General features: G+C 57.4%; 17 protein-coding genes. 9 read left to right on the top strand and 8 right to left on the bottom strand.

Translation table 11 applies throughout. The annotated features are described in order from the left end of the window. Positions 1–37: 37 nt before the first annotated feature. The 4 genes from P8Z34_07860 to P8Z34_07845 all read left to right on the top strand — a co-directional run bounded on the left by P8Z34_07860 (position 38) and on the right by P8Z34_07845 (position 3,570). A complete protein-coding gene (locus P8Z34_07860; protein ID MEJ2550582.1) occupies positions 38–970 on the top strand; it encodes a cobalamin-binding protein in 933 nt (310 codons plus the stop codon). Continuing rightward, a complete protein-coding gene (locus tag P8Z34_07855) occupies positions 971–2,056 on the top strand; it encodes an iron ABC transporter permease (protein ID MEJ2550581.1) in 1,086 nt (361 codons plus the stop codon). After that, the gene (locus P8Z34_07850; GenBank protein ID MEJ2550580.1) at positions 2,056–2,823 is read left to right on the top strand and encodes an ABC transporter ATP-binding protein; all 768 of its coding nucleotides are present in this window, start codon (positions 2,056–2,058) and stop codon (positions 2,821–2,823) included. The genes P8Z34_07855 and P8Z34_07850 overlap by 1 nt, the downstream gene beginning before the upstream one ends. Before the next feature lie 378 nt (positions 2,824–3,201). Then, positions 3,202–3,570 (top strand): VOC family protein, encoded by a 369-nt coding sequence (locus P8Z34_07845; GenBank protein MEJ2550579.1) that lies wholly within the window; start codon positions 3,202–3,204, stop codon positions 3,568–3,570. A 21-nt stretch (positions 3,571–3,591) separates the two neighbouring features. On the opposite strand, the gene P8Z34_07840 is transcribed toward P8Z34_07845, so the two are convergent. The 4 genes from P8Z34_07840 to P8Z34_07825 form a co-directional block, all read right to left on the bottom strand. After that, positions 3,592–5,136 carry a M1 family metallopeptidase gene (locus P8Z34_07840; GenBank protein ID MEJ2550578.1) on the bottom strand — a complete coding sequence of 515 codons (1,545 nt, stop codon included), beginning with the start codon at positions 5,134–5,136 and terminating at the stop codon, positions 3,592–3,594. Positions 5,137–5,238: 102 nt separating this feature from the next. After that, positions 5,239–7,683, bottom strand: a complete 2,445-nt coding sequence (locus P8Z34_07835; protein ID MEJ2550577.1) for an ABC transporter permease — start codon at positions 7,681–7,683, stop codon at positions 5,239–5,241. After that, the gene (locus tag P8Z34_07830; GenBank protein MEJ2550576.1) at positions 7,683–8,579 is read right to left on the bottom strand and encodes an ATP-binding cassette domain-containing protein; all 897 of its coding nucleotides are present in this window, start codon (positions 8,577–8,579) and stop codon (positions 7,683–7,685) included. The genes P8Z34_07835 and P8Z34_07830 overlap by 1 nt, the downstream gene beginning before the upstream one ends. A 384-nt stretch (positions 8,580–8,963) precedes the next feature. After that, on the bottom strand, positions 8,964–9,689 hold the full coding sequence (locus P8Z34_07825; protein ID MEJ2550575.1) for a hypothetical protein: 726 nt from the start codon (positions 9,687–9,689) through the stop codon (positions 8,964–8,966). 349 nt (positions 9,690–10,038) lie between these two features. On the opposite strand from P8Z34_07825, the gene P8Z34_07820 reads away from it, so the two are divergent. The 5 genes from P8Z34_07820 to P8Z34_07800 all read left to right on the top strand — a co-directional run bounded on the left by P8Z34_07820 (position 10,039) and on the right by P8Z34_07800 (position 16,062). Next, positions 10,039–12,291 carry a DegV family protein gene (locus P8Z34_07820; GenBank protein ID MEJ2550574.1) on the top strand — a complete coding sequence of 751 codons (2,253 nt, stop codon included), beginning with the start codon at positions 10,039–10,041 and terminating at the stop codon, positions 12,289–12,291. Between the two features lie 437 nt (positions 12,292–12,728). Continuing rightward, positions 12,729–13,436 carry a ribose-5-phosphate isomerase RpiA gene (gene rpiA / locus P8Z34_07815; GenBank protein ID MEJ2550573.1) on the top strand — a complete coding sequence of 236 codons (708 nt, stop codon included), beginning with the start codon at positions 12,729–12,731 and terminating at the stop codon, positions 13,434–13,436. 13 nt (positions 13,437–13,449) lie between these two features. After that, positions 13,450–14,112 carry a ribulose-phosphate 3-epimerase gene (gene rpe, locus P8Z34_07810; protein ID MEJ2550572.1) on the top strand — a complete coding sequence of 221 codons (663 nt, stop codon included), beginning with the start codon at positions 13,450–13,452 and terminating at the stop codon, positions 14,110–14,112. 99 nt (positions 14,113–14,211) lie between these two features. Then, entirely contained in the window at positions 14,212–14,730 is a 519-nt protein-coding gene (locus tag P8Z34_07805) for a hypothetical protein (protein MEJ2550571.1), read from the top strand. A 180-nt stretch (positions 14,731–14,910) separates the two neighbouring features. Then, a complete protein-coding gene (locus tag P8Z34_07800) occupies positions 14,911–16,062 on the top strand; it encodes a heparan-alpha-glucosaminide N-acetyltransferase domain-containing protein (protein MEJ2550570.1) in 1,152 nt (383 codons plus the stop codon). A 469-nt stretch (positions 16,063–16,531) separates the two neighbouring features. Here the strand turns inward: P8Z34_07800 and P8Z34_07795 are convergent, their stop codons facing one another. The 4 genes from P8Z34_07795 to P8Z34_07780 form a co-directional block, all read right to left on the bottom strand. Beyond that, on the bottom strand, positions 16,532–16,819 hold the full coding sequence (locus P8Z34_07795; protein MEJ2550569.1) for a type II toxin-antitoxin system prevent-host-death family antitoxin: 288 nt from the start codon (positions 16,817–16,819) through the stop codon (positions 16,532–16,534). Between the two features lie 175 nt (positions 16,820–16,994). Continuing rightward, on the bottom strand, positions 16,995–17,759 hold the full coding sequence (locus P8Z34_07790) for a M23 family metallopeptidase (GenBank protein MEJ2550568.1): 765 nt from the start codon (positions 17,757–17,759) through the stop codon (positions 16,995–16,997). 56 nt (positions 17,760–17,815) lie between these two features. Continuing rightward, positions 17,816–20,335, bottom strand: coding sequence for a hypothetical protein (locus P8Z34_07785; protein MEJ2550567.1), 2,520 nt, complete (start codon positions 20,333–20,335; stop codon positions 17,816–17,818). A gap of 19 nt (positions 20,336–20,354) precedes the next feature. Continuing rightward, positions 20,355–20,846 (bottom strand): hypothetical protein, encoded by a 492-nt coding sequence (locus P8Z34_07780; GenBank protein ID MEJ2550566.1) that lies wholly within the window; start codon positions 20,844–20,846, stop codon positions 20,355–20,357. Positions 20,847–20,890 lie beyond the last annotated feature (44 nt).

The following is a 20,890-nucleotide window of genomic DNA, read 5'->3' as shown; positions in this document are numbered from 1 at the left end:
TCGAGTGTGGCGCTTAATATAACCTGGGAGAGAAATCATGAAATCCGTTCGAAACATACGTTTTACTGCGATCGTTTTCTCGCTGCTGTTGATGATTATCGCCAGCGGGTGCGGTGTGGTCTCCGGTGGAACATCCGGTTCCGTGTCTCTCGTCGATGGGATGGGCCGGGAAGTGGTGTTCGATACTGATGTGAAGCGCATCGTAAGCATCGCGCCGTCTACCACGGAGATATTGTTCGCCATCGGTGCCGGTGATTTGATCGTCGGAAGGGATGACTGGTCGGATTCCCCGTCCGAAGCGGTCGACATCGCCAGCATCGGCAACACGTACGGCGATTTGAACACAGAAGCCATCGTGGCCCTGGAGCCCGATCTCGTCGTGGGGGCGATGATCAACAGTCCGGAACACGTCGAAGCGATCGAGCAGTTAGGGATTCCCGTATTCATTCTGCCCAATCCGATGGATTTCCCGGAGCTGTATGACGTCATCGAATTGGCTGGCGAACTGACGGGGCACGAATCCCGGGCCCGAGTGCTGGCTCGGGACCTGCGGGAGCGTGTGGACGACGTACTCGACAGGCTCGAAGGCGTCGATCCGGTGAGCGTGTACTACGAAGTCGACGGCATGGATCCCACGGCGCCCTGGACGGTAGGAGCGGGCACGTTCCAGGACGTATTGATCACGCTGGCCGGCGGGGAAAATGTAGTCTCTGATCTGGAAGGATACGTCACGCTCAGCCTGGAGGAGTTGGTGGCGCGCGATCCCCAGGTGATGGTCTTCAGCACGGGCCCCTACGTGACGACCACTGCGGAATCCGTTACGGAGCGAGCCGGATGGGGAGACATCTCCGCCGTTGCGAACGGTCGGATTTATGGCATCGACGCCAATTGGATCGATCGGCCCGGGCCAAGACTGGTGGACGCACTGGAAGCCATGGCGAAAATCCTGCATCCGGATCGTTTTGAATAGATGACGGACACGACGAAGCCGGCGGAGGAAACCACGGTGACGCAGCGGCCGGAAGGCAAGCGCAAGGCGGTTGCTCCCTGGATGTGGGCGAGTGTGGCGCTGCTGTGCGGTTTGTTGCTCAGCGTCGCCATCGGGCCAGTGCGCATTCCTCCGTTAACGGTCGTACGCATGCTCGCCAGCCAATTGGGGCTGGCAAAGATAGAACCCGATTGGCCGGCAACATTCGCCACGATCCTCTACGAGATCCGGCTGCCGCAAACGGTCCTGATCGCACTGACCGGTATGGCTTTGGGCGGCAGCGGAGCGGCCTACCAGGGTCTTTTCCGCAATCCTTTAGCCGATCCCTATATCATCGGCGTCGCTTCCGGCGCAGGACTTGGCGCCGTTATGGCCATGACGCTTCATTGGCCGGTCACATTGTTGGGGATGTCCATCATCCCGGCGGCGGCGTTTGTCGGCGCGGTGTTGACCGTGACGCTGGTGTATCAACTGGCGCGTGTGGGCCGCACCACACCGATCACCACCTTGGTTCTGGCCGGGGTGGCGGTGAGCGCGTTTACTTCGGCACTCACCAGCCTGCTGATGTTGCTCAGCACGGAGCAGCTGCACCGGGCCATCGCCTGGCTCTTGGGTGGATTTGCCCTGGGAGGTTGGGGACCGGTGTTGGCCGCGCTGCCGTATTTACTCGTTGGCCTTGCCGCATTGGTGATCCTTTCCCGACCGCTCAACGTGCTTCAGTTTGGGGACGAACAAGCGGTGCAGTTGGGGCTGGATGTGGAACGTTATAAGATCGTCATCGTCGCCGCGGCCTCGCTCGTCGCCGCGGCGGCGGTTTCCTTTTCGGGGATCATCGGTTTTGTGGGCCTGATCGTGCCCCACATGGCGCGGTTACTCTGGGGGCCTGACTACCGGCGTTTGATTCCCTTGTCGACTCTGACCGGCGGCGTGGTCCTTTTAGCGGCGGACGCCGTGGCGCGCACTATTCTCGCCCCGCGCGTACTGCCCGTGGGAATCATCACGGCCATCGTCGGCGCGCCGTTCTTCCTCTACTTGTTGAGGCGCGCCAAGCGGCAGAGGTATTGGTAATGGAGATACGTTTTGACGAGGCAAGTTTTGGTTACGGCCGCCGCATCATTCTGCGTGATCTCGCATTCAGTGTGCGGGGCGGGGAAATCCTGGGTGGGGTGGGGCCAAACGGGGTAGGTAAATCGACCCTGATTCGAGGCGCAAGCGGCGTCCTGGCTCCATACAGCGGCCGCGTATTCGTCGACGGGCAAGATCTGGAAACGCTGCCGCCCAGGAAAAGGGCACAAATCGTGGCGGTCGTGCCGCAAGCTGTCCAGCTTCCAGAAACGTTTCTGGCGCAGGACGTAGTCTTGATGGGACGAACGGCACATCTGGGGTGGCTTGGCCAAGAAAGCGAGTCGGATCGGCGCATCGCCCAGGCCGCCATGCGGCAAACGGGAACACTTGCGTTTGCCGAACGACAGGTTGGCGAGTTGTCGGGCGGGGAACAGCAGCGGGTGTTGATCGCCCGCGCCCTGGCGCAGGAATCTGGCGTTTTGCTGCTGGACGAACCAACAGCGCATCTCGATCTCAAGCATCAGGATGATGTGCTGCATTTGATTCGCAGCTTGAGCGATGAGAACGGTCTGGCGGTGATCCTGACGCTCCACGATCTGAATTTGGTGGCCCGCTTTACGGACCGCGTCGCGCTGCTTTCCGATGGGATGATCCGGAAGATCGGCAGCGCCCGCGATGTGCTCACCCCTGAGGAATTGGCTGCCGCCTACGGAATAGCTATTCACGTCACCGATCACCCCATTCACGGCACACCGTTGATCTTGTCGTAGACTGCTCGGGTTTTCCGGCGCCTGGGAATTGACTTAAAGATGTGGGAAATATATCTTCGCCCTCCGCACGATATCCGGAGGGACGATCTGTCGGCTTGTTTGGCAAGAGAAATCTGCCAACCTCGATGGTGGATGATTTCTGAAGTGCAGCCAAAGCGATTCCGTTTCCTGAAATAGTCAGCGCGGCAGGGGTTCCGATCGACAAGAGGCCCATTCTGCTTGATGAGTTGAAGCCCTATAGTAATTCGGGTTCATTCCTCCCGGCCGGGAAATTCATTACGGCCTGGTATCGATGTGCTGCACATTTATTGCAGGAAATAAATTCCTATTAGGGTCTAATATGGCATAATAGATTTATACTATCTGGAGGAGGATGTCATGAATCGCCCTACACACTTCGAGATCTTGACCGATAACCCCGAGAAGATAGCCGATTTCTACAAGAGCGTGCTTCATTGGGAAATCACACCCTGGAATGAAGGAGACACGCCCTACTTGTTGGTCACAACCGGTGCAGCAGAAGATGCTGGCATTAACGGCGGTATCATGGAACGCCACTTTCAGCAGGCGGTGATCAACACCATCGAGGTCGAATCGCTCGACGCGGCATTGAAGCGAGTCGCCGACGCCGGAGGAAAAACGGTAGATGGGCCGAATGAGGTTGCCGGCGTCGGTATGCATGCCTATTGTGCCGATCCGGAGGGCAACTTGTTTGGCCTGATGCAGTCCTTCGAACAGAGCGGTTGAGCTGGAAGATCCTCGACAACTCTAGGGCGGGTATACCCAGGCATCGAACAGCTCGGATAAGTCACAGCCGCAAGATTCCTCCGCGAGCTGTCGGAAATTGGCGGCCGTCCCGATGCCCCACTTGTTGTTTTGGAAATAGGCGCGCATGAAAGCGTCGAAGGTTTTCTGGCCCATCTCCTGAGCCAAAGCTTCGAGGAAGAGCGGCCCGCGCCCGTAGACGATAGCGCCATACTCAACGGGTTCATACTCGCCGGTCGGCAGCCCGATGGGAATATCTGCCTTGCCGACGCGCTCCCAGCGCCCCACCAGAGAGTCTCGAAAGCCGTCAGCACTTCCCTTCCCGTAGCGATCGAGATAGTAGGTCCAGGTGGCGTACTGCGTGAGGGCTTCGTCTACCCAGGGCTCATCGACCTGGTCGTTGCCGACGGCGCCATAGAACCACTGATGGGCAACTTCGTGCGCCAGCGAAGATTCGAGAAGGATCCCTGCAGGCAGTCCCGCGATCTCCAAATCCGCATCGTATAGATCAATCGAGATGGCAACGGTGTTGGGATATTCCATGCCCAGTGCCTGCATCGGCGTTGCGACGATTTCCAGTTCGGTATACGGGTAGGCGCCGAAGCGGCTGCTGTAACCACTGAGCGCTTCGGCGGCAATCTCCAGACCAGTGTTGGCAAAAGGGATTTTCTCCGCAGGAGCGTAGCTGTAGATCGTCGTTTCTCCGAGCGAGGTGCTCGTGACTTCGTAATCCTCGACGGCGACGAGGTAAAAATCTCGTGCGGGCCCGGCCGCGAACGTCGATACCTGCAGGTCGTTCTGTATGCTGGTCTCCACTTCGATCCCGGAAGCGATGAGGGTCAGGTGCTCCGGCACCGTCACACGCACGAGGTAGAAACTTGCATCGAGGTATGTCAGATCGCCGAAGGAAGGCGGTATCTCGATGTTCCACCCTTCGTCGTCATAGACCGGAATGACGGGGTAGAGTTCCTGCATCGCCACGACGCCATCGAAGGAGCCAAACAATCCGTAATTCCCCGACATTTCCGTGGGAAGCTTGACAGAAAAGCGCATCTTGATGTGAATCTCATCGCCAGGCTGCAGGGGTGTTGGCAAAGGCAGGCGCAGCGCACTGCGCTCCTTTTCGTAGACCGGATCGACGGGGGTTCCGACTACAAGCACGTCTGAGACGGATGCCGCGCCGCCCGAGATGTTGGGATAGAGGCGAAAGTAAATCTCCTCGAGGGGCACGTCTTCACGATTGGTGTAATCCACTTCCTGCCGGCCGTCGACGTGGAGTAAATCCTGGCTGAGCGCTACATCGATGCGGTAAGTGCTGCAGTCTTCCAGCCCTTCCAGCGCAGCTCGTTCGGATTCGATCAGACCGGAAGCGAAAAGACTCAGATCATCGAGGTCACTTTCGAAAAGCGTTGATCGGGGCGTCAACGGGGGAGGTAATTGCTCGACTTGCTGAGGCGTGGGTGGTCTTTCTGTCGCCGCCGCCTCCGGTTTACACGCCGTGAGGGTCAGTGCGCCGAATACCAAGATCATGGGCAAGAGTCTTTTCATTTCTGGCCTCCATGTCGATTACCCGCATATTCACATTCATTTTACAGAATTTCATGGCCGTCAGGCAGTTCACCGGCCAGCCGGTGAACTGCCTGACGCGGATTAGCGGCCGAACAGGGCGGCGAAGTACCGGCGGGCTGAGAAGGGCTGTCCTGAGAGCAGGTTCTGCGCCTGGAACATCCGTGCAGCTCCGCGCACGACGAACACCACGGTCATTACCATAAACAGGGCGCCGAGGGGCAATTGCCAGAACGGAACCCCTCCAACCGTCAGGCGCATGATCATCGCAACGGGAGCAGTCAGGGGGAATAGACTAACCGCTGTAGTGAGTAAGCCGTTTGGATCGCTTTGTCCGATCGGGGTAACGACGATTATATAGCCCAGCATCAGCGGCATGATGATCAGCCAGACCGCCGACGCAGCGGCTTTCTGATCCGGGACCAATGCGCCTGCGCCGGCCATCAAGCTGGCGTAGATGCCGAATCCGAGCAGAAAGTAGACAATGCCCCAGGTGATGATCGAGGTCGGGATGTTGAGTTCCTGGGGCAAACCCAGGGTGCTGCCGCCGAATTTCAACAATGCATAAATGGTGCCGATCCAGGCAGCAGATTGTAGTATCCCGGCGATTCCCAGTCCGACGATCTTGCCTGCAAGGAGTTCCCCGGGGGGTATGGAGGCCATCAGAATTTCTATGACCCGGTTCTTCTTTTCGTTGGCTACGCTGCCGATGAGCAAGCCCGAACTGACGTTGATGAGCACGAAAAAGAGAATCACCATGATCATGGGCAGCATTTCGACCAATGCGTTCGAGCAGGAACCGCCCGGTGTGGAGCAATCCTCTTCCCCATAGGCACGCGATTGCGCTTCAGGATTGAGGTTGGTGGCGTGCAGGTTCATTGGATTCCAGACTTTGGCGGCCAGGGCTTGATCTCCATTCAACATATTCAACGTCAGCGTCAGTTTCATGGTCCATTCCTGGCTGTCCGACATACTGGGTGACGGATCGGGATGCACGTAGATCAATTCGCCGCTTTCGATATAGTCATGGGGGATGATGTAGTAGGCGCTGATCTCTTCGTCGTCGAGGGCAAGTTGCGCAGCGGCTTCTGTTGCGAAGGGCACCAGTACTCCGGCAGGAAGATCCTGGGGAAGCGTTTTGATCAATCCCGCCTGATCCACGTAGCCCTCAACCTCCAACTCGCTCATGTCCGGGGCGGCTTGCTCTTTCACCGCTGAAGTATCCTTCTTGATCAAGTTGACTACGGTGAAGATCAGTATGACCAGGATGGGGACCCCGAACGCCATGAACAGGAAAGATTTTCTTTGCAGGGTTGAGGTCAGCTCGTGGCGGATAACGAGCCCGGTTTTGATTTTCATGACGTCTTCCTTTCTTCCAGAGCGGGTTGTCGTCGGAAGAGTTCGCGGATGCGCAATCGCTGGCCGTAGCGCAGCATTCCCAGCCGGAAGGCGCGGCCGGCCAACCACAAGGAGCCGGCGGCGCACAGCGTTTGCACCGCGACGCTGAGTGTGATTTGCCACAGTGGGATGTCGGTGAAAATGCTGCGCAAGCCTGTAGTGAGCAGTGCCGTGAAGGGAAGCGTACCGAGGCAGTATGTGAAGCATAAAGAACAACGACCCTACCGCCTGACCTTCCGGGGCTTCAGTCAGCGTCGATCCGACAGTGAACATCAATCCGGCTGCGAGAACGTAGGACGGCAGGGCAATCACGACCACTTTCGCGATGGCGGTCCAGTTGATTGACAGGTCCTGCAACCACGTCAATCCCAACACGTTCCCCCCGACGGCGATGGTGAGCACAGCGATGAGAATCCAGGTGGTCAACTGGGTGAGGCTGATGGCGACGATGCCCAGCACCTTGCCGACGACCAGATCGTTCGTGGAGACCGAGGTCACTATCACCTCAATCGTACGATTCTCTTTCTCCGTGATCACCCCGCTCATCAAGTATCCCGAGCTGAAGAGAAGCAGGAACACAAAAGCCACGCTGGTAATCAAGGGCAGCATTGAACTCAGCGTGGGTCCTCCGGCGGGTATTTCGATAATCCCGCCCGGCGACCGTATGGTCATGCGGGTACCCTCGATCAATCGGTGTGCGATATCGGGCGGATAATTCGCGAGCAAATTGGTTTGTAGAAAGTCGTACCACTGGCTCGTGGCGTTGGCTGCGGGTTCCTCCACGTAATACAATTCGACGTTCGAGGTCGTGCGGTAGTCCGCCGAAAGCACATAAAAGGCTTGAATATCCTTTGCCAGCAGCGCCTCACGTGCCGCATCTTCAGATTCGAAAGCGATGATGGGGACGGCATCGGAGGAATTCTCATCGTAGGCTTGAATGGGGTGATCCAGCAGCCCTGAATGGTCGACGTAACCGATCGGTGTGGGATTTTTTTCAATGTTTTCAACGATCAGCCCAATACCGACGTTGAAAGCCAGCATGAGTGGAACGCTGAGTAGCGCCAGGATGAAGCTCTTCTTGTATACGTTGCGCCTGAATTCGTCTTTTGCGATTAACCAGAGCTTCGACATTATTGATCTCCTTCCTTCACCACGCGGATGAAGATCTCATCCAGGGTCGGGACGGCGATCTCGAATTTCTCGATGGTCACATCTTTTGCGATCAGGTCTTGCAAGACTTGCTGTGGAGAGATGCCGGATGCCAGGGTCAACCTCTGGGCGTTGTTGTGCCTCGTCGCGTCTACGACTCCTTCGATGTGCGGCAGCTCGCCGGCAGTGCGCACCAGAACCGCATGTCCGGAAAATCGGCGGCGGATATCGTCCAATGGCCCATACAAGACATCACGCCCTTCGTCGATGAGCACGATGCGGTCGCAGAGTTCTTCCACCTGGTGCATTTGGTGGGTCGACATGAGGATCGAGGTTCCTTTATCGCGCAGTTCACGCATGACATCCTTGACCAACTGTGTGTTCAGTGGGTCGAGCGCGGTGAAAGGTTCATCGATGATCACCAGTTCCGGCTTGTGCAGAATGGTGTTGATGATTTGCGCTTTCTGCTGCATGCCCTTACTGAGCTCTTTCACCTTTTTATGCTTGTGTTTTGCGAGATCGAAACGTTCCAGGTACGGCTCGAGTCGGCTTTGCGCTTCGGCCGTAGAAAGTCCCTTGAGTGTACTTAAATAGATCAAGCAGCGGTCGAGCGGCGTATCCTGATACAGCCCGCGTTCCTCCGGCATGTAACCGATGAGATCGTCTTTGGCGTCGTTCATTGGGCCGTTCAGGATCGAGACGGTGCCCCGATCCGGCTTGAAGATGTCCAGCATTAGACGTATGGTGGTCGTCTTTCCGGCCCCATTGGGTCCAAGCAAGCCGAATATTTCGCCGCGATCGACCTCGAAAGATACGTCGGCAACAGCCTGTACGGGCCCGAATGATTTTGCGACATGGTGAATTTCAACGACGTGCATCGTTAGTACCCCTTTCATTCGAAATATATGTCTCGGGTTGATACGCTGGAAATGCTTTCCGATTCTTGGGCGAGCACTCCCGGCTTACATGAATATGGTGTGAAAGATGTCCCTTGGTTTTCCTTTAGCCAATAAATTTCGGCTGCAATGGCTTTCGTCAATTCGAGCGTATCATCGCCTATATCGCTCCGATTTTGCTACCAGCAGGCTGACGCCTCGTGTCCAGCGACCTGATGAGTCCGGTCATGTTTGCGCTAGAGCACTGAGGCGGGTATTCCGTAATTGGTTAAGAAAGCTCGCAGTTGGATGTGGGGCGGTTTCTCTTTGCCATGGTATTCACCCGCCGGTCGGCAGGCGAGTGCAGAATCACGCTTGGTGTTTCGATCACGTTTCGATGGATTTCTGGTCGTAATGATCTTGATAACGACAAGTCTCGTGCATCGAGCAGTAATCACACGATTTGCCACTCGAACGCAGTCCCAATCCCTCGCCGGTGACGAAGGATATCGATTTCCTGGGCGACATCACGCAGGCGGCGGTCAGAATCACATTGATTGTGTCGGCGTTTACGATGTCGAAGATCTGCGCCTGGCCCTGATCGACCGGCCAGCCAATCATTCCCGGGCTGAGTGGAATCGACACCTGCCTGCCTCGCTTTGCCGCCTCTCGCTCCAAATATCCACAAATCTCATGGGCGAGTGCTTCGACCACCGCTGTGCCGAAACCGTCGAGCGCCAGGCCGAATGGCGGGTTATTTTCCAACGCCGTCGATATCGTTTCCTCCAACCTGCCGCCGATAGTGCAGATCACAGCCGTCACGGCCTCCGCGGCATTCAAATGCTGGCTGATCAAGGCGCCGTGCAGTGCATGCCCGTCCACTAGCCGTACATGATCGTGCCGCAGTTCCAGCATCTCCAGCCGGCGATAAACCGCGACTGGCGCGGTGAGGGATTGGCCGATCTCGATGGCGCGCTGCGCAATCCGCACCAATCGAGGGCTTCGACGCCGGGTCAGATCAGGATCGGCACCCTGGCCGCGCAAGATTTGATCCACCCCGATGACCAATTGTGATGCGGGGCGGAAGATTGTGTCTTGTAGCGTCTCCGTCAATGTATCTGGCCTCCTGTCGTCTACAGCATCGAGTGATCGATGGGTGCACAATAATACACGCCTTCGCGTCGAAAAAACTCACTACCCAATTCGGTAAGTTTAGCCACTAGATATGCTACCATCTAAATAGGGAAAGAGCAGCGCGTCACGGCCAGCATCAACGCATCGTTCATACAAATCCATCCCTATTATGTTTCATAAAACGAGAAGAGAGCCTTCGGGCGTCCCAGAGGCGTCAGAAGGTTATCAGGCAGTGTATCTCGAGAGTGCGATAATGTAACGGCCGAAAAGCTCTCGATACTAATACGGCTTCATAGTTTCGTCCCGTGTCGAAACAGGGGAAGACGATATGTTCAGCAGACCCAATACAACGACCACCGAATCGACCCTGTCCGTGCTTAAGAACGTGCACTTGTTCCGATTGAGCGCAGCGCAGTTCACCTCCATCGCGGCAACCTATGCCATCTTTTTTTCGTCCGTCGTCCTTATCGAGGAAATCACGCACTCGAGCACGCTCATGGGCGTGATGATGTTCTCGATATCGCTGCCGGGTTTCATATTTGGGATGCTCGCGGGCGTTTGGGTCGATCGTTACGATCGGCGGCGGGTGCTTCTGGTAAGTAATGCGCTCGGCCTGTTGACCACCCTCGCTTTTACTGCAGGCACGCGTTGGCTGCGGTCGGACCCTTTGCTTCTGCTCGCGATCTTCGTCTGTAATTTTCTGCTTTCAGCACTTATCCAACTCACTGCGTCCGCAAGGGATGCCGTGCTTCCCCGCACTGTCGGAGATGACCAACTGCTTGCGGCGAATTCGATCGTTCAGGTGGCGCTGATCTGCGCCCAGGGCGCAGGAACCGTCGTTCTGGCGCCGGTGCTGCTTCACGCGGGTGGAGCGCCGACCGTAGGCGTAGTGGGATTGCTGCTCTTTACTCTGGCCGCCTGGGCATACTCGCGTTTGCCCGACCGGATCGGCAGATTGCTGGACAATGTGCAAGGTGCTCGGCGAGGTGTGGCCTGGGAAGAATTACGGGCGGGATGGCGTTTCATTGTTGGCAAACCCGTCGTGCGCAGTTCGATTGCCTACCTGGTCTTGATGTCGGGCGTCATACTCGTCATTATGACGCTGGTGCCCGGATTGGTGTCCCGCGCCTGGGATTTTCCCATCGAGCAGATGCCCCTGCTTGCCGTACCGGGTGGCCTTGGATTTGGTTTGGGCGTCGTGTTGCTGGGGAGATTGGGGAGCAGATTTGAGGAGGAAGACTGGCTCAGGGCAGGGCTTTTCACTTTGGGTGTGGGCCTCGCAGTTATTCCCCTCATAAGAGCGCTTTCGGGTATTTCGTTACTTCTATTCCTGCTGATCGCTGTGTGTTCAGGAGCAGGGGCGGCCATGGTTGTCATCCCGGCACGCACCCTCGTTCAAGAGCGGACCCCCGATCCCATGCGAGGTCGTGTGATATCCACACAACTATTCTTGAGCAACGCGTTGTCCATGGCTCCCCTCCCCATATTGGGTGGATTGGCGGATCTTTTTGGGGTTCAGCGTATGTTCACGTTTCTGGGTCTGTTTCTGGTGATCACGGCGGTCTTGAGTCGAAGAGGGTTCAAACGGGGACTGGCCGCCGTGGGTCAACAATCGCTGCAGACCATTTCGACAGCGGAACCGCTGCTCGAGTTGGCAATTTCCCCGTCGAGCAATGTCGCCGTCGAAAGGAAAAGAACGTCATCTGACGACAAGAACGACCGCACGCGCGTGGGCAAGATCGCCATCGTGACCGATTCCGCCTCCAACCTGCCGTCTGAAATCGTGGATAAATATGACATCACGGTCGTACCCGTGAGCCTGCTCTGGGACGAGCATGTGTTTCGTGACGGTATCGACATCGACCCTGACGAAGTGTATCAACGCTTGCGTAGCAGCAAGAGTACGCCTACAACCGCCGCCCCCTCCGTTGGCGATTTCCTGCAAACCTATCTACAGCTTGGTGAAGGGGTAGACGCGATCGTTTCGATTCACTTGCCCGATCGATTGAGCGGGGTGATCTCTGCGGCGCGCCTGGCGGCAGGCTTGGTTGAAGATCAGGTTCAGGTCTACGTTGTCGACGCGGGCACGGCTGCGATGGGCGCGGGTTTTGTGGCGCTCGCGGCAGCCCGTGCGGCCAGCAAGGGGCTCGGGGTAGATTCAATTCAACGCGTGGCGCAAGACATCCGCAAGCGCGTGTTCGTGTTTGCCATGTTGGATACCCTCAAATACCTTCAGCGTGGTGGCCGAATTGGCAAGGCGGAGGCGCTGCTGGGTGTGGCGCTGAAGATTAAACCCATACTCTTTATTAATGATGGTGTTGTCGACGTGCTGGCGAAACCCCGCACGACAAACCGCGCAATCCGGATCATGCTGAACGAGATGGAGAAGCGCGTCGCCTCTCGTCCGGTGCATGTTGCCGTGCTGCACGCAGACGCGCCGGAAAGCGCCGCCGACTTGCGGAAACGAGTCGAAGAGCGTTTCGACTGCGTCGAGGTTTTCACCTGTGCATTTACGCCCGTCATGGGGGTACATGCAGGACCGGGTGTAATCGGGCTGGCGTTCTACGCAGAAGAAGAATGAGCGGATCGCTGAGTTTTACCCTCGTGCTCTGCGTTGCGGTAATCTGAGGTCGGATTCCACTTTATGTCTCTATCAGAGGCTCTCGGCGTTGGCGTGTATGTGCTGTGTCGTCCATCATTTTGATGTATGATGAGATGAGTTTCCTGGGGCAGTAGAGGCAACCCGAAAGATTCAATCTTTCAACGCAATCGATTGGGGAGCGACGGGCACGCCTCGCATCTATTTTCTATATACTGGCTGCGTTGTGCTGGTGGTCAAGGCCAATTGAATACCGGTAGACGTAATATGAACCGTGACTATCCGGCGCCCGATACATTCGGAGAATCTCCACATCTTTCCGCCACAAGTAAGGTTAATTCTGATAGGATAGAACCCTGTCCGATCGGTTATATTTAAAGCAAGATGATTGATATATCCGGCTGACAGGAAAGGACAACGTGGGCACAGATTTCGAACAATATAAAAAGATGGCCGCAGAACGAGGGGTCGAATTTGTGGAATCCGGAACTGTGGTGGGATTGGGGTCGGGCAGTACGGCGCTGCTGGCCATTAAAGCCATCGCCGCTCGGATGCAAGCCGGTAAATTGACGGACATCGTCGGCGTTCCCTGCTCGCACTCCGTCGAGGCGGCGGCCGAACGGCTGGGAATCCCGCTGACGACGCTGGAGAAACACCCCGCGATCGATATTACGATCGACGGCGCCGACGAGGTGGATCCGCAACTCAACCTGATTAAGGGCGGAGGCGGTGCCTTACTTCGGGAGAAGATCACCGCGCAGGCCAGCCGGCGTGAGATCATCGTCATCGACGAGCGGAAATTGTCTCCGATGCTCGGGACTCTCAGAGTGCTTCCGGTCGAAGTCGTCCCTTTCGGCTGGGAGACTCACGTGAAGTACCTGGAGACGCTGGGCGCAGATGTCGAGCTTCGCTGTACGGATGACGGGGAAACGTATCTGACAGACGAGGGGAATTACATCTTGGACTGCCGATTTGGTCCCATTGACAATCTCGATTTGCTCGACCGGCGTATCAAACAGCGCGCCGGAATCGTAGAAGATGGTCTATTTATCGGACTGGCGAGTGACGTGATCGTTGCCGGAGCGGATGGAGTCCGGCATATCGAGGCGTCCTCCGTTCGACGATGATAGGAGTCCATTGATGGTGCGAATCGTCCCTTCCATTCTATCTGCGGATTTCGCTCGATTGGGGGAACAGGCAGGCGAGGCTGAAGCGGCAGGCGTCGGGGAGATTCAGATCGACGTGATGGACGGGCAGTTCGTTCCCAATATCACCTTCGGACCCGGCGTCGTGGCCGCTTTGCGGCCGCTGCTTTCGCTGACTTTGGAAGTTCATCTCATGATCGTCGAACCCGAACGATTTCTGAAGACTTTCGCCGAGGCCGGCGCAGACCGCTTGATCGTCCATCAGGAAGCCTGCGACGATCTGCGCGGCACGTTGAAATCGATCCTTGCGCTGGGTGTTCACGCAGGCGTAACGCTCAACCCCGAGACCCCGGCTGCGGCGATTCGGGATGCGTTCGACCTCGTCGATCTCGTCCAGGTGATGACCGTTCACCCGGGATTTGGGGGGCAGGAATTTTTATACGATCAATTGGATAAGATACGCGAGATCCGTCAGATGCTCGAGGAGGAAGGTCTGGAGATTCCCATCGGCGTGGACGGCGGGGTCGACTCGACGACGGCCCCGCAGATTGTCGACGCCGGCGCACATGTATTGGTGGCGGGTTCGAGTATCTATAACGATCACGGCTCGGTGGCGGAAAACATCGCTGAACTGCTGGCAAGCGCGCAGGGCGGCTGAGTGACTGATACGGACAATCGAATGGGTTAATGCTTTACTGGGGGAGATAGAAACATCGATCTCGTTTTCTACAGCGTCAAATCAGAAGAGGAGGGCACAATGGACAGCAAGCGACGGAACAACATCATTTTGGGGGCGATCCTGGTAGTCCTAGGGATCGTACTTATGGCAGCAAAGCTGCTCAAGGATGAAAGTGATGCTGCGATATTGTTGTTGATCGGCGGCGCCTTTTTCGCCTGGTACATTCAGAAACGGGCCTACGCGCTGCTGATCCCGAGCTGCATTTTGCTCGGCCTGGGATTGGGCAGGATCGTGGCGACCGCCTTCAATATCTCCGGCGGCATGGAGGAGATCGGGCTGGGTGTGGGTTTTAGTGCGATCTACATCATCGATCTGATCTTACACAGGAAAGCTTCCTGGTGGCCATTGATCCCCGGCGCGATACTGCTGATTATCGGGTTAACAGAAGTGAGCAAGGCTGCAGAGGACCTGTTTGCCGTCGGATGGCCGCTGATCATCATCGTCATCGGCGCTGTGGTGCTGCTGAACGCGCTGGGGGTTTTCGGCAGGAAGCAAATGGAGGAAGCGCCACCGGCGGATGAGATCGAGGAAAGCTGAAAGCTCAACCCGAATTCCCACTTGGCAATCGATGTGAGTCATACTTGGGGTCCGGTGAGTTTTGCCCGGACCCTAAAATGCTGTTACACGCGTCTCTTGCCAGCAGCCGATGATTTACGCTGATCTGGTCGAATTGTGTGGTGCGGGTTGCCGGCAAATGGGGCATGAGGAGCGGTGGGAGTGGCCGAGGAGTGTCCGAGAATATCTCCAAAATGGAGGGCGGCCAGTGGGGGACGCCTGCTTTCGGTCGACGCGCTGCGTGGCTTGATGATCGTTTTGATGGCGCTCGACCACGCCAACTACCTGGTCGCCTTGCGGCACAGGTCCGGCGAGTATTGGGGAGGATATTTTCCGGTCTACGACGATCCGCTGGCTTTCGTCAATCGCTTCGTCACACATCTCTGCGCGCCAGGCTTCTTCTTTCTGATGGGCGCGGGGATGCTGCTGTTCGCCGAAAGTCGGCGTGAGAAAGGCTGGAGCCGCTGGCAGATATTGCGTCATTTCTGGATTCGGGGCGCCGTGTTGATCGGGCTGCAGTTCCTCGTCGTCAACCGTATCTGGGAAGCGACACCGCTTTCATTTCCGGAGATCTACGTCGGTGTCCTCGTGGCGTTGGGCGGAACGATGATCTTGGGTGGCCTGTTTGTGCGCCTGATGCCGGTTTACCTCATGCTGCTCAGTCTGGCGCTTTTCATCGGCATGGAACTCGCCCATCCCGATCCATCGCTGTGGGGGACCAAATTCAATACTCCCCTGGGTTTGATATTCGCCTACAGCGGCGGCCAGAACGGATTCTGGGTGAATTTCTCCATCCTGCCCTGGTTGGAGTTGGTGACTTTCGGCATGCTCTTCGGTCACTGGCTGCGCAAGGACAGAAGCGCCGCGATACGCCGAGGGTTGATTCTGGGCATCGTGTTCCTGCTGTCCTTCGTGATCCTGCGGGAGGCCGACGGTTTCGGCAACATCCGCCCACGCGCGGGAGATGATTGGATCGCGTATCTCAACGTGGTCAAGTACCCGCCCAGCATCACCTTCACGGTCCTGACCATGGGATTGAATCTGGTGCTGTTGTGGTTGATCTCGAAGGTTGAGCGGCGCTTCCGGGTTTGGTTGGAGCCGCTCGTAGTCTACGGTCGGGTGCCGTTGTTCTCGTACGTCGTACATCTGCTTCTATACCTCGCCATCGGGAAATTATTGACTCCAAACGGGAGCAGCGTTCCCAGCGTTTATCCGTATTGGCTGCTCGGTTTGGCGATCCTGCTGCCGCTGGCGTGGTGGTTTGGAAATTGGAAGCGTCACCAGCCGGCCCAATCGCCGCTGCGGTTTATCTGATCATCGCAGGCCGGGTGAGAAGCATGGAAGATCCGAAGATCGCCCGCGCAGTTTTCGGGGAGGTGCGTTGAGCTTGGATATGACTCCCGCTGCGTCTTTCTACCGATTGGCAGTGGTTGTCCGCAGGTTGATATTATATAGGAATTTAGTGTGGATATCGTATTTCCCCCGCACATGAATCACGAATACACATTAACTGTACGCTTTGTCTCTTCGAATCACATCCAGGATGAGCACGATTATAATATCGTCTTCAACTGCATACAGGATTCTCCAATCCCCTTCTCTTAGACGATAGACATTTCCGTGTTTTGAGGCCTTCAGTTTTTTGCATCCTGTTGGGCGGGGATTCTGCGACAGCGATTTAATCCGCTTGTCAATCCTCACAAACATGCCCCTGTCTCTCGCAAGTCGATTGAGACTCCTTTGCGCTCGTGGGGTCACCAGTAGATAATATTTCCCCGCTTTCTCAGGCATGCTCCTCTCCAGCGCCGATCAAATCAGCGCTAAACTCGTTATATGATCTGGCCGCTTCTTTATCTGCCAAGTACTCGTCATAGGAATCATCGGCAATTCGTGACAAGCGCAGATCTTCAAGTTCTTCTCGGATTTCAACGTAATCTTCCGCCGGAATAATCGCTGCGATTTGTTTCCCGTTACGCAGAATCATGATGTCGTTGTCTCCTGTCATCACGCTGTCCAGAAGATCACGAAAGTTCATCCGCGCGTCGGAGCTCTTGATTTCCAGGATCGACATTGAACCTTCTCCTTTCTAAGCCCAGCTCTCTTCTCTGTAAACGTTGTACAATATATACAAATTGTACATATAGAACGGCGTTTGTCAAATTGCTTTTGAAGGTGTCGAGAGAGAGTGTTCGACAGCCTCGTTGAATTCTGAAATTCGGATGGGTTTAAGTAACCCTCAACCCAACCTATGGACTGCGAGGTTCGAATCCCTGCCAATCACAATAGGCATCCTGCCCGGGAAGATAGATGCTTCTCGGATCGACGATTCTGCACAGGCCGGCAGCGTCGCAGATTCGAATTTCCAGATGGAGATGGACGCCCTCCGAGTTTCCCGTCTCTCCTGCGCGCCCAACGATGGTTCCGGCCGGGATTACATCCCCCTCTTTCACCCGGATTGAGGAGCGGCCTCGTTCGCTTCCACCAACGCCGCTGCGCCCGCAGCACATGTGACCCAGTATCAATTGATGACCGTCGTTTTCGACGACGACCGTCCAACCCAGCCAGTAGCTCCAGCCGGCGTGCGTGACCTTCCCGCCCATGACGGCGATGACGTTCTCGGCTTTGCCGTAGGTTCCGTAATCGATTCCCGTGTGTGCTCGGCCGCTGCGGCCGTTGGTTTCGCCGTATCCGCCCGTCGCTTCGACGAAATATCCATGCTCGACGGGCAGCCGGCAGATCATGTTCGTCGGGCCGGTGTAGCCTTCGGGCGCGTAATAATACGAACCGCTTTCGATCGCCCGTCCGGGGGCAATCGGTTGGTAGTCAAGGGCCGGATGGCCGACGGGTTTGGGGTCGCCCTCGATCCATTCCCAGGCGATTTTATCCAGGGGCCAGGGGAGGGAATCCGCCACGACGGCGGCGACGGTGTAGTTAAGCAGGAAAAAGCCGGCGATGCAGACGAGCGACATACCGATGACGGAAAGCAAACAGCAGGAAAAACTCTGTTTCATACCAATACATTCCCACAACAACGAAAACCGATATACGGCGGACGATTAATCGACGATCAGTACAGCTCCAGTTCCTTGGGTGAACGGATCCACACTTTCAGCACGGCGTTGGCCATGCGCAGCATGGCTTCCCCGTAGCCGAGTTTGGTCAGCGTATCGATCAGGTAGTCGGACAAATCGAACGGATCGCGCATGCGGTTCGCTTCGAAGGGACTGACCCCCATGAGTAGTTTGGTTCCCACAACGGAGAGGATCTTCCGGCCGTGTTCTTTATCGAGAAACTCACCGATCTGCTGCGACGCCATCCACAGTGCGGCGCGCCTTTTTCGCGAACGGCGGGCAATGTTCTCGATCGCCGCCGCGCCCCCCGGCGCCCGGAGCAAGGCCCACACTTCATCCAGCATCACGTGATTCGCAGCCCGCGGATTTTCCAGATTCCGGCGCAGCACCTCGCTCCAGATGAAACCCATTACCTGCCACAGATAGACTTGAAGCTCCTGATCGTCCCAGGTGCCGGATTCGTTGACGTGGCGCATGCCGAAAATGACCAGTCGCTCCTTCCGCACGTCGAACGTGGTTTGGATGTTGAAGTATTCTTTGTAGAGACCGTCCGTATACGGGTGGAGCATCTCGGAAATGGAGGCCGCTTCCGGCCGCTTGAGCTGCGCCAGGATACGGGCGACGTCGTTGAGCAGCGGAGCTTCTTCGCAGCGCCACGCAGAAAGAGGTTCCCCGCTGATGGGATCGATCATTCCCCGATCCTCGAGTGTCAGTCTATAGGCTTCCGCCAGCGCATTCCATTCCGGTCCTTTGGGTATCGGGCTGCCGCGGATGGCTTCGCAGAACGCCACGAGATGTTTCGTTCCGTGTTCCAGTGGATTATCGCTGTCGGGCGGGATGTCGAGCACGTTGATGCGTTCGCTGCTGAAACCGCCGATCTCGATGTAGCGTCCGCCGTATCGATCGCAGAACGGCTGCATCTCCCCCTCGATGTCGATGGCCATGACCGAGTCGCCGGCGACGAGCGCCGAGAGCATCATCGTGCGCAGCCAAACCGATTTCCCCGCGCCGGGCCTTCCCAGCGCCAAAAACGTCGGGGTCTTTTCCAGGTAGTCGCCGAACGGATCCACGCGGATCGGCAGCAGCGTCGCCTGATCGATGCCCAGATAAACGCCTTTTTCTTCCATGTAACGGCGCTGTGCGGGCCAGAAAAACGTTGCCAGGCTGTCCGCCGTCATGTTCCTGGACTTCGTCTTCATCGTCAATTCGCTCGTCGGCAGCGAGCTTACCCAGAGGCGCAGCTGGTTGTAGCGTGCGGGAACGTAGGACGCGCCGATGGTCGTCAGCAGGCTTTCGAGGTCGCGGGTACGCTGCTGCAGGACTTCTTCGTTGGGCGCCGTGCGCATGATGAAGAAGCGGATGAAGACCGGCGTCTTGCCGATGGTTTCCAGCGACATGCGCTGCTGCTGGACCGCGGCCACTTCTTGCTGGTTGGAAAAGCTGCGCAGCATGCCCTGGCTTTGTTTGACCAGCTCGGTGGCAGAGAGCTGCACTTCGCGCTCGCGCAGGTTGGACACAACGGACGCCGGTTCGGCGAATTCCATCAGCAGGCTGCCCGTCCAGCCGCCGGGCAGGTTGGCCAGGCGGTGGACCATGGCCACGCGGTTGGGTTGAAAATCATGGACGTAGTAGCCGGCCATACGGACGCCGTCGATTTCGAGGCACGTTTCCCGCTCGAGTATCGTGCCCGGCGCGAGCAGGTCGGCGAGTTCATCGGCGGCCATGCCGGGACGAAAATCGCCGGCGGAGGGCGTTTGCTGCCGGTGCGCTCGCTGCCCTTTGGCCATGGCGACGGCGATTTCGGAGGCCTGGTCGGTGGCGAGCCCGTTGGTCGCCGGATGCAGGCCGCGCCAGACGATCTGGCACATTTCTCCGGGCGTCAAATCCCGCAGGGGAAGTCCGGCTTCCCGGAAAGCAGCGGACACGATCCCGTGCGTCCGCGAGAGCGCCTGGCGTGCCTCCGGGACGAAATCGAGGTGCCCGAGGTTTCGGCCGCCGTCTTTGCGCAGCGAAAAAAGCGGATGTTTCGAGATCTGGAGCGGCGCCTTCCAGAAGAGCGTGTAGATCGTCCGCCAGGTGATGGGCAGCGATCGATCGAACCAGAGTGCCACGAAGGCGGTCATCTGCTGGGCGGCGGCGGAAATCCTGCCCGCCTGACCGCGCGCACGCGCTGGCAAGTTTTCGTCGTTGGCCAGCGCGTGCCAGCGCTGCGCGCGGTCGATGAAATACTCGAGATCGGGCTGTGGATCGCGGGGCTCGAGCTGCACCGTGACCTGCATGTTGATCCCCGGCGGAATCCGATCCAGCGCGGATTGATGCTTGCGGATCCAGTGGCTGAAATCCAGGCCGCCGGCGCCCATGTCGACGGGCGGCATCTCGAGCATGGTGAGAAACGTGCCCTTATGCGTGACGAGCATGTCCTCGGTGACGGCGGCGATCGGCACCACCTCGCTGGTATCCGAGGTCGGCGCGCCGGGTCCGTATGGCGGCTCGCTGCGTGGGCTGCGCTTGAACATCAATCGTCTTTCCAGCGCATCATCGGATTCCGAATCGCAGCAGGAGTTCCTGCAGCCCGCCGAAGAACAGCCAGGCGACGAGCATGGACAGGAAGCAGACGCTCAGCACGCCGAAGAAGGCGTTCAGGCTCAGGGGCAGCGGGCGCATGCGGATCATGTCCCGGGGCGCGTATGCGACGGCGGATTCTGCGACGCGCGCAGGCCGCAGGGCGAAGGGCTCGCCGTTCAGGTTGGCGGCACCGCGCTGCAGGAAACGGTCGCGTTTGTGAAAATGGTAGATGTCGAGGAAATATTCCTCGAAGGTTTTGCCGGTGGCGGGCGCGCGCCCCAGGGCGAGCAGCGCCGCCAGCCCCACGAGCAGCGCAGCCAGGCCAACTTTGATAACCAGCGCCAGGCCGGAAAGCACGACCAGGATCGAGAGCAGCAGCCCCGCGCCCAGGACGAGCAGCTCGCGCATCCCGACCCCGATGATCGTTTTCGGCGGTTCGATCCGTGGAGGAACGAGGCCCATTAAATGCTCCTTTTGATCAATGATCGATTAAGTGGGTCAGGTAT

Source organism: Anaerolineales bacterium (genome assembly GCA_037382465.1).
Taxonomy (GTDB): domain Bacteria; phylum Chloroflexota; class Anaerolineae; order Anaerolineales; family E44-bin32; genus WVZH01.
The sequence above is the reverse complement of the archived record's forward strand: the minus strand, read 5'-3'. Positions and strand labels throughout refer to the sequence as shown.

Bases quoted from the DNA above. Each gene is read 5' to 3' on its own strand.
- P8Z34_07860 (MEJ2550582.1), top strand. From the start codon at position 38: ATGAAATCCGTTCGAAACATACGTTTTACTGCGATCGTTTTCTCGCTG.
- P8Z34_07855 (MEJ2550581.1), top strand. From the start codon at position 971: ATGACGGACACGACGAAGCCGGCGGAGGAAACCACGGTGACGCAGCGG.
- P8Z34_07850 (MEJ2550580.1), top strand. From the start codon at position 2,056: ATGGAGATACGTTTTGACGAGGCAAGTTTTGGTTACGGCCGCCGCATC.
- P8Z34_07845 (MEJ2550579.1), top strand. From the start codon at position 3,202: ATGAATCGCCCTACACACTTCGAGATCTTGACCGATAACCCCGAGAAG.
- P8Z34_07840 (MEJ2550578.1), bottom strand. From the start codon at position 5,136: ATGAAAAGACTCTTGCCCATGATCTTGGTATTCGGCGCACTGACCCTC.
- P8Z34_07835 (MEJ2550577.1), bottom strand. From the start codon at position 7,683: ATGTCGAAGCTCTGGTTAATCGCAAAAGACGAATTCAGGCGCAACGTA.
- P8Z34_07830 (MEJ2550576.1), bottom strand. From the start codon at position 8,579: ATGCACGTCGTTGAAATTCACCATGTCGCAAAATCATTCGGGCCCGTA.
- P8Z34_07820 (MEJ2550574.1), top strand. From the start codon at position 10,039: ATGTTCAGCAGACCCAATACAACGACCACCGAATCGACCCTGTCCGTG.
- rpe (MEJ2550572.1), top strand. From the start codon at position 13,450: ATGGTGCGAATCGTCCCTTCCATTCTATCTGCGGATTTCGCTCGATTG.
- P8Z34_07805 (MEJ2550571.1), top strand. From the start codon at position 14,212: ATGGACAGCAAGCGACGGAACAACATCATTTTGGGGGCGATCCTGGTA.
- P8Z34_07795 (MEJ2550569.1), bottom strand. From the start codon at position 16,819: ATGTCGATCCTGGAAATCAAGAGCTCCGACGCGCGGATGAACTTTCGT.
- P8Z34_07790 (MEJ2550568.1), bottom strand. From the start codon at position 17,759: ATGAAACAGAGTTTTTCCTGCTGTTTGCTTTCCGTCATCGGTATGTCG.
- P8Z34_07785 (MEJ2550567.1), bottom strand. From the start codon at position 20,335: ATGTTCAAGCGCAGCCCACGCAGCGAGCCGCCATACGGACCCGGCGCG.
- P8Z34_07780 (MEJ2550566.1), bottom strand. From the start codon at position 20,846: ATGGGCCTCGTTCCTCCACGGATCGAACCGCCGAAAACGATCATCGGG.